This is a genomic window from Glycomyces terrestris (assembly GCF_003933745.1).
GTDB classification, from domain to species: domain Bacteria; phylum Actinomycetota; class Actinomycetes; order Mycobacteriales; family Micromonosporaceae; genus Glycomyces; species Glycomyces terrestris.
This window is the reverse complement of record NZ_RSEB01000002.1, coordinates 231,926-246,421: the sequence shown is the minus strand read 5'-3', so window position 1 is coordinate 246,421 and position 14,496 is coordinate 231,926. Positions and strand designations below refer to the sequence as shown.

Sequence of the window (14,496 nt, the reverse complement as noted above, 5' to 3'; positions counted from 1 at the left end):
ACGGAAGGGCGGCCCCGGAACCTCGCGGTTCCGGGGCCGCCCTCGTCAAGCGCTGCAAGCTAGGGCTAGCCCTTCTTGCGGAGCTCCTCTTCGTTCCGGTGCAGGTCCTCGAGGCCACCGCACATGAAGAACGCCTGCTCGGGGAAGTGGTCGTACTCGCCCTCGGAGATCTTCTTGAACGCCTCGACGGTCTCCTTGACGGGGACGAACGAGCCCTCGACGCCGGTGAACTGCTTCGCCGCGAACGTGTTCTGCGACAGGAAGCGCTCGATGCGGCGGGCGCGGCCCACGACGAGCTTGTCCTCTTCGGACAGCTCGTCCATGCCGAGGATCGCGATGATGTCCTGAAGTTCGTTGTACTTCTGGAGGATCTGCTTCACCGTCGACGCGACCGCGTAGTGCTCGGCGCCGACGACCTCGGGCTCCAGGATGCGGGAGTTCGAGGCCAGCGGGTCGATCGCGGGGTAGATGCCCTTGTCGGAGATCTTCCGCTCGAGGTTCGTCGTCGCGTCCAGGTGGGTGAACGCGGTGAACGGCGCCGGGTCGGTGTAGTCGTCCGCGGGGACGTACACGGCCTGCATCGAGGTGATGGCCTTGCCGCGCAGCGAGGTGATGCGCTCCTGGAGCTCACCCATCTCGTCGGCGAGGGTCGGCTGGTAGCCCACGGCCGAGGGCATGCGGCCCAGCAGCGCGGAGGTCTCCGAACCGGCCTGCGTGAACCGGAAGATGTTGTCGATGAAGAGCAGCACCTCCTGGTTCTTGACGTCGCGGAAGTACTCGGCCATGGTCAGGGCCGACAGGGCGACGCGGAGGCGCACGCCCGGCGGCTCGTCCATCTGGCCGTAGACCAGCGAGGTCTTCTCGAGGACGCCGGCCTCGGCCATCTCGGCGATGAGGTCGTTGCCCTCACGGGTGCGCTCGCCGACACCGGCGAACACCGACGAACCGCCGAAGTTCTGGGCGACGCGGATGATCATCTCCTGGATGAGCACCGTCTTGCCCACGCCGGCGCCGCCGAACAGGCCGATCTTGCCGCCCTTGACGTACGGCGCGAGGAGGTCGATGGCCTTGATGCCGGTCTCCAGCATCTCGGTCTTCGGCTCCAGCTGCGCGAACGCCGGGGCGTGGCGGTGGATCTCCCAGTGGTCGTCGGCCTGGACCTCTTCGCCCTCGGCGAGGTTGAGGCACTCGCCGAGCACGTTGAAGACCTTGCCCTTGATGCCGTCGCCGACCGGGACCTTGATCTGGGAGCCCGTGTCGCGCACCTCGGCGCCGCGGACGAGGCCGTCGGTCGGCGCCATGCAGATGCCGCGGACCTGGTTGTCGCCCAGGTGCTGCGCGACCTCCAGGGTCAGCGTCTTGGTGTCGCCGCCGTAGGTCACGTCAACGTGCAGCGCGTTGAAGATCGCCGGGATGGCGTTGCGCGGGAACTCGACGTCGACGACCGGCCCGATGACCCGTACGACGCGCCCCACTCCTTGAGTGTCAGTCATCGTTACTCTCTTCCTGCGGCGGAAAGGGCACTGGCCCCACCCACGATTTCGCTGATCTCCTGCGTGATCGCCGCCTGCCGCGCCGCGTTCGCGCTCCGCCGCAGGGTCTTGATCAATTCATCGGCATTGTCCGAGGCCGCCTTCATGGCCCGACGCTTCGACGCCAGCTCGCTGGCCGCGGCGTCGATCAGCGCCGCGTAGATGCGAGTCGTCAAGTACTTCGGCAGCAGCGCGTCGAGCAGCGCCTCCGGGTTCGGCTCGAACTCGTAGTCGGGAAGGAGCACGTGCTCTTCGAGCTCGGACTCCTCGACCTCCTCGACCTCGAGGGGAGCCAATTGCCGCGGTTCAGGGGTCTGCGTCAGCAGCGAGACGAACTTGGTGTGGACGATGTGCAGCTCGTCGACCCCAAGGATACCGTCCGCTCCGGCGTCGTCACCGTCGTCGTCGGCGCCGGACATGAACGCCGCGAGCAGCGTCCGGGTGATCTCCTGCGCGTCCGAGACCTTCGGCAGCTGGGAGAACCCGGTCCACGACTGCTGGATCTGCCGGGAGCGGAACCGGTAGTAGTCGACGCCCTTGCGGCCGGCGACGTACAGGACCGGGACCTTGCCCTCCTCGGCGAGCCGGGAGACCAGCTGCTCGGCCGTGCGGATGACGTTCGCGTTGTACGCGCCGCACATCCCCTTGTCGGCCGTGACCACCAGGACGCCCGCCCGGCGCACCGCCGCACGCGGCTGGAGCAGCGGGTGGTTGATCGACGCGTTCGACGCCAGGGACGTCATCACGCCGGTCATGGCCCGGGCGTACGGCAGCGAAGCCGCCACCCGGTCCTGCGCCTTGGCGATGCGGCTGGTCGCGACCAGCTCCTGCGCCTTGGTGATCTTCTTGATGGACTGGGTCGACTTCAGCCGCTTGCGCAAAGTACGAAGCTGCGCTGACATGGCTAACCCTTCTTGACGCGCTTGACGGTCTCGACGTCGACGTCGCCCTCCAGGGCGTCCTCGGCGGCGTCGGTCACGTGAAGGTCGTCGGCGGTGGCCTTGAACATCTGCTTGAACTTGGCGACGGCGCGCTTGAGGGTGTCCTCGACGTCGCCGGCGACCTTGTCCTTGCCCACCGTCAGCTGCGCGACGACGTCCTTGTGGTTGGCGCGCATGTAGGTGAGGAACTCGTGCTCGAAGCGGCGGACCTCGCCGACGGGGATGTCGTCGAGCTCGCCGGAGGTGCCCATCCAGATCGAGATGGTCTCCTCGCCCATCGGGAACGGCTCGGCCACGCCCTGCTTGAGGAGCTCGACCAGGCGCAGACCGCGGTCCAGCTGGGCCTTCGACGCGGCGTCCAGGTCCGACGCGAAGGCCGCGAAGGCCTCCAGGTCGCGGTACTGGGCCAGGTCCAGACGCAGCGAGCCGGCGACGGAGCGCATGCCCTTGGTCTGGGCCGCGCCGCCGACTCGGGAGACCGAGGTGCCGACGTTGATGGCCGGGCGCACACCGGAGTTGAACAGGCCCTCTTCGAGGAAGACCTGGCCGTCGGTGATCGAGATGACGTTGGTCGGGATGAACTGCGAGATGTCGCCGGCCTTGGTCTCGATGATCGGCAGGCCGGTCAGCGAACCGCCGCCCAGCTCGTCCGACAGCTTCGCGCAGCGCTCCAGCAGGCGGGAGTGCAGGTAGAAGACGTCACCGGGGAAGGCCTCGCGGCCCGGGGGACGGCGCAGCAGCAGCGACACGGTGCGGTAGGCCTCGGCCTGCTTCGACAGGTCGTCGAAGACGATGAGGACGTGCTTGCCGCCGTACATCCAGTGCTGGCCGATGGCCGAACCGGTGTAGGGGGCCAGGTACTTCAGGCCCGCCGGCTCGTCGGCGTTCGCCGCGACGATGGTGGTGTACTCCATCGCGCCGTGCTCTTCGAGCATGCCCTTGATGCCCGCGACGGTGGAGCCCTTCTGGCCGACCGCGACGTAGATGCAGCGCAGCTGCTTGTTCGGGTCGCCGGACTCCCAGTTGGCGCGCTGGTTGATGATCGTGTCGATCGCGACCTGCGTCTTGCCGGTCTTGCGGTCGCCGATGATCAGCTGGCGCTGGCCGCGGCCGATGGGGGTCATCGAGTCGATGGCCTTGATGCCGGTCTCGACCGGCTCGAACACCGACTGGCGGTTGATGACGTTCGGGGCCTGGGCCTCGAGCTCCCGCTCGGTCTCGGCCTCGATCTCGCCGAGGTCGTCGATCGGGTTGCCCAGCGCGTCGACGACGCGGCCGAGGAACTTGTCGCCGACCGGCACCGAGAGGACCTTGCCGGTCCGCTTGACGGGCTGGCCCTCGCCGACCTTGGTCGGGTCGCCGAGGAGGACGACGCCGATCTCGCGCACGTCGAGGTTCAGGGCCAGGCCCATCACGCCGCCCTCGAACTCCAGGAGCTCGTTGGCCATGACGGAGGGCAGGCCCTCGACGATCGCGATGCCGTCGCCGGCGCTCATGACGGTACCGACCTCTTCGCGGGTGATCTCCGGCCGGTACGACGAGACGTAGGCGTCGAGCGCGCTGCGGATCTCGTCAGAGGAGATGGTCAATTCAGCCATCTGAACGTTTCCCTTTCTGTTTCTACCGGCTGGATCAGCGTCCGGCCAAGGCTTGGCGGGCTTCGTCGAGGCGACGCGAGACGGTGCCGTCCCACAGGTCCGAGCCGACTTGCACCCGGATGCCCCCGACGATCGCGGGGTCGACGGTGACCTTGAGCGCCACCGGGCGGCCGTACACGAGCGAGAGCTTGGCGCCGAGCTGGCGCTCGCCGTTCTCGTCGAGCGGCTGGGCCACGGTCACGTAGGCCACGGACTCGTCGCGGGCCGCCGCGGCGACCTCGACCAGGTGGGCCAGTGAGGCGTGGAAGCTGCGCCCGCCGATGCCGAAGCATGCGGCGGTCGCGAGCTTCACCGTCACGGGTTCGGCCTTGCCGGCGAGCAACTGCTCGGTCAGCGAGGCGCGGCCCTTGGGGTCGGTGCCGGAGGCGCCGAGGACCGAGGCCAGCTCGGCGTCGCCGTCGACGAGCCGCCCGAAGCGGAACAGCTCGTCTTCGACGTTCGCCAGGCTGCCGTCCTTGGCGGCGGCGAGCAGCAGCGCCTCGACGGCGAGCTGCTCGGTGCCGTCCATGAGTTCGGACGGGGTGCCCCAGCGGCCGCGCACCAGCGCGGCCACCACGTCAGCGGCGGTGTCGCCGACTTGACCGGCGAGGAGCTGACGGATCAGGCCCTCCCGGTCGTCCGCCTTGCGGGCGGGGTCGGACAGGGCGCGACGCAGCCGAGGCTGGTCGACGAGGAACCTCGTTACCTGCAGCAGCTGATCGCCGCACTCGGTGAACTGCTCGGCGGAGGCGTCCAGTGCCTCCAGCACGGCCCGGCCGGCCTCGATGCTTTCGCGTCCAGTCGTCGACATCAGCGTGCTCCGCTCGTCTCAGCCGTCTCGTCCACGATCTCGGCCAGGAACCGGTCGACGGTCGCGGTCGTGTCGGCGTCGCCGGCGAGGCGCTGGCCGATGATCTTCCCGGCCAGGTCGACCGCCAGGTGGCCGACCTCGCTGCGCAGCTCGCGGATGAGCTGCTGGCGCGAGGCCTCGGCCTGGGCGTGACCGGCCGCGATGATGCGGTTGGCCTCTTCGCGGGCGGAGACGAGGATCTCCTCCTTGCTGGCCTCGGCGGTCGCGCGGGCCTCGTCGCGGATCGCCGCGGCCTCCTCCTGCGCGGTGGCGAGCTTCCGGCGGTACTCCTCGAGCGTCTGGTTGGCCTCTTCCTGAGCGCGCTCGGCGCGCTCGATGCCGCCCTCGATCGCGTCGACCCGTGCTTCGAACGTCTTCTCCATGCGGGGGAAGACGAACTTGATGAGCACGAAGCAGAGCAGACCGAAGGCGATGGCCCCGATCAGCATCTCCTGCCAGATCGGGAAGAGGATGCCGGTGCCTCCTTCTTCGGCGGCGAGAATCATGTTCGCTCCGTGTGTGGTGGCTAGTTGATGAACGCGAGGACCAGGCCGAACAGGGCCAGAACCTCGACGAGGGCGAAGCCCATGAACAGCATCGGACGGGTGATGCCGGCCGACTCGGGCTGACGCGCGGTCGCGGTGATCCACGCGGCGAAGATGAGAGCCACACCGATACCGGGGCCGATCGCGGCGAGACCGTAACCGATGACGCTGACAGAGCCTTCCATGGCGTTTTCTCCTAGGTTTCAGCGTGGCGTGTCCGTCACGCGCACGATGTTGTTCAATTGCGAAATCTGTGGGTGGGGGTGGAAGCCGGCGAGGACTAGTGCTCCTCGGCGAGGGACCCCTGGATGTACATGCCGGTCAGCAGGGTGAACACGTACGCCTGGAGCAGGATGACGATGAGCTCGAAGAGCGTCATCGCGATGCCCATGGCGAACGAGAAGACCGACAGGCCCTGGATGAAGAAGTTGCTCGAGTTGAGCATCTCGAACCCGCCGAGGATGAAGACCAGCAGGATGAGGTGGCCGGCGAACATGTTCGCGAACAGCCGCAGGGCGAGGGTGACCGGCCGCAGGATGATGTTCTGGAGGATCTCGATCGGGATCAGCAGCGGCAGGACGAAGGCCGGGGCGCCCGGCGGCACCACGGTGATCTTGAGCCACTTCACCAGGCCGTGCTGCTTGATGCCGACCCAGACGTACATGATCCAGGACAGGACCGCCAGCATCGCCGGGAACGCGATGTGCGCGTTCGGCGAGATCTGGACGCCGGGCACGATGGCCCAGAAGTTCATGAGGACGATGAACAGGAACAGCGTCGCGAGGTACGGGGCGAAGCGCACGCCGTCCTTCTTGCCCATGAGGTCGATGGCGACGGTGTTCCGGATGAAGCCGTAGGCCGATTCGGCGAGCCACTGCTTCTTGGTGGGGACGATCTGGGGCTTGCGGTAGGCCCACAGGAAGAAGACGATGAGGATCGCGACGGTCGCCCAGACCGCCATGGTGATGGTGGTGAACATGTGGGCGAGCGCGGTGCCGGTGAGCCCGGAGAACCAGTCGGCAAAGTCAAAGCTGTGGATACCGGGCGGGAAGTGGGACTCCCCTTCGGCCAGCACGATGGCTGAGTCGGTCACGCGAGCCACGCCTCTCAGTCAGTGTCGGTCAAATCTACGGCGACATCTGCTTGATGAGCAGGTACATCCCCGCTCCAGCACCGACCAGCATCCCTACCAGGAGCCCGACTTTGGGCAGTTCGAGCCACAGGTCGACGAGATATCCGAGACCACCCCAGACGATGATCCCGGACAGCAGATATCCCAGAGCGCGCCAGCCCATGTCAGAGCCGTTGGGCTGGGGTTTGCGATCGGGGGGTTCCATGTCGGCCATGTCGGATTGAACTCTAACAGCTACTACACAGGAACTGCCCAGCGGGTTCGCTGAGATGAGCGCCATCGGTGCGGAATTGTCAACCTCTTGGAAACACCGCGTGTCGCGGGGCGGAAGGCGTCAAGGAGGCGTCAAGACCGCTGGTCGAGCTCGATGTAAGGAATCTTCGCCTTATAAGCCCAGACAGCCTGGGTCGCGAGCCACACGACGGCCCCGCCGACGATCCCCCAGGCGAACGGGAGCAAGGCATCGGGAACCGTCGATCGCACAGTCCACAGTGCAATGAGCGCGACGACGAGCTTGAGCGCGTATGTGATCAAGGCCATAAGGAGAGTGAGACGAAGGTCAATCCTCTCGACGGCCGCGACCGCCTGCACCGAGCCCGCGAACCCCAAGGCGGCCAAGGCCACTCCGGCCGGAGCGGCCCAGGCGCCGACGCCCCCGGCCGCGAGCCACCCGGCGACCGCGGCGACGGCCGCCGCGATCCCCGCGACGGCGAAGCAGGGCTTCAGGAAGCCGCGCGCGGTCCTCACGCGTCCCCTTCGAGCGCGGCCGCGACCGGCTTGAGCGCGGCCTCGAGCTGGTCGGCGATCCGCGCGTACTCGGCGCGGCTCATCCCCCACGGGTCGGCCAGGTCGGCCGCCTCGTACTCGCCGCGCCGCTGCTCGGCCAGCGCCACGAGCGCCTTGCCGCGGGTGTGCACGTCGCCGTCGGGGAGCTCGGCCGCGGCGTCGGCGGCGATGCGGCCGAAGGTGCGGACCAGGAACGTCTTGCCGGCGGCCTCGGGGTAGGACTCCGCGATGAACTCGAGGTGCCCGGTGGTGGCGACGAGGACCAGGTCGGAGGCCGCGAGCTGGGCGCGGCTCAGGTGCCGCGCGCCGTGGCCGGCGGCGTCGTAGCCGCGGTCCTCGAGCTCGCTCGCGGAGAACGGCTGCATGTTCTCGCCCTCGTGCCACGACGAGGTGCCGGCGCCGTGGTTGTACACGTCGTCGCCGGTGAGCCCGTCGAGGATGCGCTCGGACATCGGCGACCGGCAGATGTTGCCGGTGCACACGTGGAGGACCGAGAAGGGCGGGGTCACGCCTGCGTCTCCTCGGACTGCTCCGCGGGCGCCTCGGCGGCGGTCTCCGCGCCGTCCTCGGCCTCGTCCTCCTGGTCCTCGGGGCGCTGGCCGGGGCCGTAGCCGTCGCGGTCGAGCGTGTCGGGGACGATCTTGCGGATCTGCTCGAGCGTGAGCGCGCCTTCGCGGAGGATCTGCGGCGGGTGCGCGACGCAGTCGACGATCGTCGACGGCAGGTTGTCCTCACTGGGGCCGGCCTCCAGGTAGACGGAGACGTCCGAGCCGAGCTGGGCCTTCGCGTCGGTGGCGGTCTCCGCCGGGGGCTGGCCGTGCTTGTTCGCGGAGGACACGGCCATGGGGCCGGTCTCCTTGAGCAGTTCGAGCGCGAGGGGGTGCAGCGGCATGCGCACCGCGACGGTGCCGTCGGTGTCGCCGAGGTCCCAGGTCAGGGTCGGGGTGTAGGGCACGACCACGGTGAGCGGGCCGGGCCAGAACGCCTCGATGAGCTCCTTGGCGGAGTCGGGGACGTCGGAGGCGATGCCGTCGAGGGCCCGCTTGGAGCCGATGAGGACCGGCGGCGCCATGTCGCGGCCGCGGCCCTTGGCGGCGAGGAGCGCCTTCACGGCGGCGTGGTTGAACGCGTCACAGCCGATCCCGTACACGGTGTCGGTGGGGATGACGACCAGGCGGCCGCCGGTGACGGCGCGCGCGGCGGACTTGATCCCGGTGGCGCGGTCCTTGATCTTCCTGCAATTGAACAGCCTCACGGCAGCAAGCCTAGCCTTCCCGTCGCGAACCTCGGCCGGCCGGCGAGGTCGTCGTGGTCCTCCGCATCGGTGAAGCCGCTGACCCGCAGGATCTCGGGGGCCACGGTGCCGTGCGTGTCGTCGTGCTCGAACCCGAACCAGCCGCCGGGCCTGAGCCAGCGCGCGGCGCGCACTGCGAGCGGCTGGATCACCGCGAGCCCGGCCTCGGCGGCGTAGACGGCCCCGGACGGGTCGAATTCGACCTCGGGGGCGACTTCGATCTCGAACGGCACGTACGGCGGGTTCGCGGTGACGAGGTCGACCTGCCCGTCGAGTTCGGCGAGCGTGCCGGGGGCGACGGCGTCGGCGAGCACGGGGACGGCGCCGGTGCCTTCGAGGTTCGACTCGAGCCATTCGAAGGCGTCGGGGTCGATCTCGACGGCCCACACGCGGGCGTCGGGCCGCTCGGTCGCGATCGAGTAGGCCACCGCGCCGGAGCCGGAGCAGGCGTCGATCACGGTGCCGCCCTTGGGCAGGTGCTCCAGGGCCCAGTCCACGAGGAGTTCGGTCTCGGGCCGGGGCACGAACACGCCGGGCCCGACCGCGAGTTCGCCGTAGCGGAACGCGGCGGAGCCGGTGAGGTGCTGGAGCGGTTCGCGGGTGGCGCGGCGCGCGACGAGCGCCTCGAACTGTGCCAGGCGGCCCGCGTCGGGGCCGTCGGCGATGAGGAGCTGCGCGCGCTTGAGCCCGGAGACGTGGGCGGCGAGCAGTTCGGCGTCGACCCGCGGGGAGGCGACGCCGGCCGCCGCGAGCCGCTCGGCGGCCGCGGCGACGGCTTCGGCCCAGGTCATTCGGCGCCGCGCGCCATGCGGTCGGCGCGGTCGGCGGCGGCGAGGGCGTCGAGGACCTCGTCGAGGGAGCCGTCCATGACCTGGTCGAGGTTGTACGCGGTGAAGCCGATGCGGTGGTCGGTGAGCCGGTTCTGCGGGAAGTTGTAGGTGCGGATGCGCTCGGACCGGTCGGCGGTGCGGACCTGGAGGAGCCGCGCGGCGCCGGCCGCGGCGGCGGCCTCCTCCTGCTGCTTGGCGAGCAGGCGGGCGCGCAGGACCTTGATGGCCGCCTCCTTGTTCTGGAGCTGGCTCTTCTCGTTCTGCGAGGTCACGACCACGCCGGTGGGCACGTGGGTGAGGCGCACCGCGGAGTCGGTGGTGTTGACCGACTGGCCGCCGGGGCCGGAGGAGCGGTACACGTCGACGCGGACGTCGTTCATGTTCAGCTCGAAGTCGACCTCTTCGGCCTCGGGCATGACCACGACCGCGGCCGCGGAGGTGTGCACGCGGCCCTGGGACTCGGTGACGGGCACGCGCTGCACCCGGTGGACGCCGCCCTCGAACTTCATGCGGGACCACACGCCGTTGCCGCCCTCGGGATTGCCCTTGGTGCGCACGGCGATCGAGGAGTCCTTGACGCCGCCGAGGTCGGTCGGGACCATCTCCAGGGTCTCGACCGCCCAGCCCTGGCGCTCGAAGTAGCGCAGGTACATGCGCATGAGGTCCCCGGCGAACAGGCCGGACTCCTCGCCGCCCGCGCCGGCCTTGATCTCGATGATGACGTCCTTGGAGTCGTCGGGGTCGCGCGGCACGAGCAGCTCGGCGAGCTTCTCCTCCAGCTCGGGGATGCGCTTGCGCAGGCCCTCGGCCTCCTCGGCGAAGTCCGGGTCCTCCTTCGCGAGCTCCTCGGCGGTCTCCAGGTCGTCCTTCGCGGTCGCGATGTCCTCGGCGGTCTTGGCGATCGGGGACAGCTCGGCGTAGCGGCGGCCGACCCGCCGGGCCTGGGCCGGGTCGGCGTGCAGGGCGGGGTCGCCCATCTGGACCTCGAGGTCCTTGTACTCGGCGAGGAGCGAGGCCAGGCGGTTGTCGGCGGCGGTAGTCATCTCTGTTCCTTAGAAAGTGAGCCTTGCGTACCAGGTTGACGGACGAAAAAACGCGGCGCCCGTGTCGAGGACACGAGCGCCGCGCAGCAAAGCTACTTGCCGGCCTGAGCCTTCTCGGCAGCCTTGGCGTAGCGGGCCTTGAACTTGGCCACGCGACCGCCGGTGTCGAGGATGCGCTGCTTGCCGGTGTAGAACGGGTGGCACTTGTTGCAGGTCGCAGCCTGGATCTTGCCGCTGGTCACCGTCGACCGGGTGGTGAAGCTGTTCCCGCAGGAGCAGGTCACCTCGGTGACGACGTACTCAGGGTGGATGCCCTCTTTCATGACTTCCCTTTCATGTCGGTCGCCGGGTCGGCCGGAGGGCCGTGAACCGGTACCGCGTCTCGCCCCCGGAGGGGCACTGGTCAGGGTGCGCGACCTGCGCACCAGCGTTCAATGGTAAGGCGTGAGGCCGCTCTCAACCAGGTCGGCCTCAGGAACTCACACGACTAGTCGTTCGGCGTGCTCTTGACGATGGACATCAGGAACTCGGCGTTCGTCTGCGTCTTCTTCAGCCGGTCGATGAGCAGCTCGATGGCCTGCTGCGGCTCCAGCGAGGACAGGACCCGGCGGAGCTTGAGCATGACCGCCTGCTCCTCGGGGCTCATCATGAGCTCGTCCTTGCGGGTGCTCGACTGGTGCACGTCGATCGCCGGCCAGGTGCGCTTCTCGGCGATCTTGCGGTCGAGCTTGAGCTCGGCGTTGCCGGTGCCCTTGAACTCCTCGAAGATGACCGTGTCGCCCATGGAGCCGGTCTCGACCAGCGCCGTGCCGATGATCGTCAGCGAACCGCCGTGCTCGATGTTCCGCGCCGCGCCCAGGAAGCGCTTCGGCGGGTAGAGCGCGGTCGAGTCGATGCCGCCGGACAGGATGCGGCCCGACGCGGGCGACGAGTTGTTGTACGCGCGGCCCAGGCGGGTGATCGAGTCGAGCAGCACGACCACGTCGTGGCCGAGCTCGACGAGGCGCTTGGCGCGCTCGATCGCCAGCTCCGCGACCGTGGTGTGGTCCGACGGCGGCCGGTCGAAGGTCGAGGCGATGACCTCGCCCTTCACCGAGCGCTGCATGTCGGTGACCTCTTCGGGCCGCTCGTCCGCGAGGACCACCATGAGGTGGCACTCGGGGTTGTTCGTGGTGATCGCGTTCGCGATCGCCTGGAGCACCATCGTCTTGCCGGCCTTGGGCGGGGAGACGATGAGGGCGCGCTGGCCCTTGCCGATCGGGGCCACGAGGTCGATGACGCGCGTGGTCAGCTGGTTCGGCTCGGTCTCCAGGCGCAGGCGCTCCTGCGGGTACAGCGGCGTGAGCTTGTAGAACTCGTCGCGCTTCTTCGCGTCCTCGGGGTTCATCCCGTTGACGGTGTCGAGGCGCACGAGCGGGTTGTACTTCTCGCGGCGCTGCTTGGCGTTGTTCTGGTTCCCGCCGGGCTCCTCGGTGCGGGTGGGCTTCACCGCGCCGGTGATGGCGTCGCCGCGGCGCAGCCGGTACTTGCGGACCTGCGACATCGAGACGTAGACGTCGTCCGGCCCGGCCAGGTAGCCGGTGGTGCGGATGAACGCGTAGTTGTCGAGGATGTCGAGGATGCCGGCGACCGGGACGAGCAGCTCGTCGTTCTGCTGCGGCTGGCCGCCGCGCTGCTCGGACTCGTCGCGCCCTCCGCGCTGGCGGCGGTCGGAGCGGTCGCGGCGCTTGCGGCGGCGGCCCTCGCCGTCCCCGTCGCGGGGACCGCGGTCGTCGTCGTAGTCGTCGCGCTCGCTGCGGCGCTCGCGGGACTCGGTGCGGGCTTCCTGCTCGTCGCGGCGGCCGTTGTCGCGGGACTCGCGGCCGCCGTCGCGGCTGATCTCTCGGCCGCCTTCGCGGACGCGGCGACGGCGCGACGGACGGTCCTCATCGGACTCGATGACGGCGACGGACGCGGGGACCTCGGCGGTTCCGGTCTCGGCGACCTCCTGGGACGTCGACTGGGACTCCTGCCGGCGGCGCGGCTGCGGCGGCCCGGCCGGGCGCGTGGCCCGGCGGACGGCGCTGCCGCCCTTGGCATCGGAGCCGTTGTCGCTCGGCGCGGAGTCGACAGTGGCCTGCGGACCCTCGGCGATCGGTGTGTGTTCGGAGTCAGGCACTGGCGGGGCCTCCTGTTCTGCGCTGGCACCGCCGGGCTGCGAGCCCGCATCCTGCCGTTCCTGGATGGCGGCGATCAGCTCGCTCTTGCGCATCCGGCCGACGCCCGTGATACCGAGCGATTGGGCCATCTGCTGGAGCTCGGGCATCAGCAGAGAGGCCAGACCGGTTCCTGCCCGGCGGCGCTTCTTGGTCTCCGGAGTTTCTTCCGAAGCAGACGCCGCATCGCTCATCCGGTCCGACGTCGTGCCGGTGGTGTCGCTCAATGGATTCCTTCCCTGGCGGAACTTCGAATGGGATTCGAGGAGTTTCCGCGTCTTTCAAATAGCCGCAATGCCGATGTTCTGGTCTGCGTCCCGCCATCGCTTCGACCGCCTCGGCCCTGCCGGGCGCGGCGGATGGAAGACGACGGTTGACACCGGGTGCAACACCCCTGGGCTGTCCGCTGGGCAGACGGTCCTGATCGAGGGTTTGTGACCGGCGAGCTCGCGCTGAATGATCGTGCACGGTGAGACACGTGGCGCCGATCCCCGCTGATTGCGATCCAAGCGGACAGCGACTGTTCCTTCGTCGAAACCGTGCCATGCCACGCTGGAGCTATGCAAAGTCACAAATCCATGGTTGAGGGTGATGACCCAAACAAGAGATCAGGCGTGCGCTGGATGCGCCGCAGCTGTTGTGACCACAAGCATAAGCAAGGCTTCGAGCAGTCACGACACCGGGTGGTCGTCTAACTGGAATAGTAGCGCACTCTTGCCATTCCCAACAACGGACCCGAGGATCACTCGTTCGCAGCGGTTGCGACCTGCGCCGCGCCTTCGGACGCGACGAGTGCCGCTCCCGAAGCGCAGTCGAGGCGCCGCCGTTCGAAGCCCGCGGGGGCTTCGGGGACGTCGGCGTCGTCGACCGCCAGTGCGAGCACGGTCGGCCCCGCTCCCGAGATCGCCGCGGCGGTCCCGGAGGTGCGCAATGCCTGCAACAACCGCGTGCTCTCGGGCATTCCCGAGGCGCGGAAGCGCTGGTGGAGGCGGTCGTCGGTGGCCTCGAACAGCCGCGAGGGCTGGTGCGAGACGGCCGCGACGAGCAGCGCCGCGCGCGACAGGTTGAAGACCGCGTCGGCGTACGCGACCTTCTCCGGGAGCGCGGCGCGCGCGACCGAGGTCAGGCCCTTCGTCTGCGGGATGTAGACCCACGGGCGGATGCGCGGCGACGGGTCGAGCGCGACCGCCTTCGCGCCGTCCTCAGTGGAGTACGCGATGGTGAAGCCGCCCAAGAGGCACGGCGCGACGTTGTCGGGGTGGCCTTCGATCTCGTCGGCGAGCTTGAGCTTCTGGCCGGGAGTGAGGCCCGCGCCGGCGAGCGCGTCGGCGAGCATGATGCCGGCCACGATCGCCGCGGACGAGGAGCCGAGGCCGCGCGCGTGCGGAATCCTGTTGCGGCACTTGAGCTTCAGGCCGGGAGTGGCGAGGTCGAGCGAGGCGAACGTGCGGAGCATCGCGGAGGCGACGAGGTGGCGCTCGTCGCCGGGCACGGTGCCGGCGCCCTCGCCTTCGACCTCGACGGTGATCGCGGTGCCGCTGGTGGCCTCGGCGGTGACCTCGTCCCACAGGTCGAGCGCGAGCCCGAGCGAGTCGAAGCCGGGCCCGAGGTTCGCGGAGGTGGCCGGGACGCGGACGGTCGCCCGCGGCCCGGTCGAGACGGCGCCCACTACCGGTCCGCCCGTCGTCCGCCGCGACCCGGGCCGGTGGCC

General features: G+C 69.3%; 16 protein-coding genes. All 16 read right to left on the bottom strand.

Going from position 1 to position 14,496, the window contains the following annotated elements:
• Positions 1-65 precede the first annotated feature (65 nt).
• Complete coding sequence (gene atpD / locus EIW28_RS06705; RefSeq protein WP_125246952.1) at positions 66-1,493, bottom strand: F0F1 ATP synthase subunit beta; 1,428 nt, start codon at positions 1,491-1,493, stop codon at positions 66-68.
• A 2-nt stretch (positions 1,494-1,495) separates the two neighbouring features.
• The gene (locus EIW28_RS06700) at positions 1,496-2,434 is read right to left on the bottom strand and encodes a F0F1 ATP synthase subunit gamma (protein WP_125246951.1); all 939 of its coding nucleotides are present in this window, start codon (positions 2,432-2,434) and stop codon (positions 1,496-1,498) included.
• Positions 2,435-2,436: 2 nt separating this feature from the next.
• Positions 2,437-4,071, bottom strand: coding sequence for a F0F1 ATP synthase subunit alpha (atpA, locus tag EIW28_RS06695; protein ID WP_125246950.1), 1,635 nt, complete (start codon positions 4,069-4,071; stop codon positions 2,437-2,439).
• A gap of 34 nt (positions 4,072-4,105) precedes the next feature.
• Entirely contained in the window at positions 4,106-4,924 is an 819-nt protein-coding gene (locus EIW28_RS06690) for a F0F1 ATP synthase subunit delta (protein WP_408612193.1), read from the bottom strand.
• On the bottom strand, positions 4,921-5,466 hold the full coding sequence (locus EIW28_RS06685; RefSeq protein ID WP_125246948.1) for a F0F1 ATP synthase subunit B: 546 nt from the start codon (positions 5,464-5,466) through the stop codon (positions 4,921-4,923). The genes EIW28_RS06690 and EIW28_RS06685 overlap by 4 nt, the downstream gene beginning before the upstream one ends.
• A gap of 20 nt (positions 5,467-5,486) precedes the next feature.
• A complete protein-coding gene (locus EIW28_RS06680; RefSeq protein WP_125246947.1) occupies positions 5,487-5,690 on the bottom strand; it encodes an ATP synthase subunit c family protein in 204 nt (67 codons plus the stop codon).
• Between the two features lie 95 nt (positions 5,691-5,785).
• Complete coding sequence (atpB, locus tag EIW28_RS06675) at positions 5,786-6,598, bottom strand: F0F1 ATP synthase subunit A (RefSeq protein ID WP_125246946.1); 813 nt, start codon at positions 6,596-6,598, stop codon at positions 5,786-5,788.
• 34 nt (positions 6,599-6,632) lie between these two features.
• Complete coding sequence (locus EIW28_RS06670) at positions 6,633-6,851, bottom strand: AtpZ/AtpI family protein (RefSeq protein WP_125246945.1); 219 nt, start codon at positions 6,849-6,851, stop codon at positions 6,633-6,635.
• A gap of 131 nt (positions 6,852-6,982) precedes the next feature.
• Positions 6,983-7,384, bottom strand: a complete 402-nt coding sequence (locus EIW28_RS06665) for a hypothetical protein (protein ID WP_125246944.1) — start codon at positions 7,382-7,384, stop codon at positions 6,983-6,985.
• Positions 7,381-7,932, bottom strand: a complete 552-nt coding sequence (locus EIW28_RS06660; RefSeq protein ID WP_232013828.1) for an arsenate reductase/protein-tyrosine-phosphatase family protein — start codon at positions 7,930-7,932, stop codon at positions 7,381-7,383. The genes EIW28_RS06665 and EIW28_RS06660 overlap by 4 nt, the downstream gene beginning before the upstream one ends.
• The gene (locus tag EIW28_RS06655; protein WP_125246943.1) at positions 7,929-8,678 is read right to left on the bottom strand and encodes an L-threonylcarbamoyladenylate synthase; all 750 of its coding nucleotides are present in this window, start codon (positions 8,676-8,678) and stop codon (positions 7,929-7,931) included. Before EIW28_RS06655 ends, EIW28_RS06660 begins: the two co-directional genes overlap by 4 nt.
• Positions 8,675-9,508: a peptide chain release factor N(5)-glutamine methyltransferase gene (prmC, locus tag EIW28_RS06650; protein ID WP_125246942.1), complete on the bottom strand. Its 834-nt coding sequence runs from the start codon at positions 9,506-9,508 to the stop codon at positions 8,675-8,677. The genes EIW28_RS06655 and prmC overlap by 4 nt, the downstream gene beginning before the upstream one ends.
• Positions 9,505-10,590, bottom strand: a complete 1,086-nt coding sequence (gene prfA, locus EIW28_RS06645; protein WP_125246941.1) for a peptide chain release factor 1 — start codon at positions 10,588-10,590, stop codon at positions 9,505-9,507. Before prfA ends, prmC begins: the two co-directional genes overlap by 4 nt.
• 92 nt (positions 10,591-10,682) lie before the next feature.
• Positions 10,683-10,913: a 50S ribosomal protein L31 gene (gene rpmE, locus EIW28_RS06640; RefSeq protein ID WP_106364949.1), complete on the bottom strand. Its 231-nt coding sequence runs from the start codon at positions 10,911-10,913 to the stop codon at positions 10,683-10,685.
• Between the two features lie 164 nt (positions 10,914-11,077).
• Entirely contained in the window at positions 11,078-12,979 is a 1,902-nt protein-coding gene (rho, locus tag EIW28_RS06635) for a transcription termination factor Rho (RefSeq protein WP_197717174.1), read from the bottom strand.
• A gap of 548 nt (positions 12,980-13,527) precedes the next feature.
• On the bottom strand, positions 13,528-14,454 hold the full coding sequence (gene thrB / locus EIW28_RS06630; protein ID WP_125246939.1) for a homoserine kinase: 927 nt from the start codon (positions 14,452-14,454) through the stop codon (positions 13,528-13,530).
• Positions 14,455-14,496 lie beyond the last annotated feature (42 nt).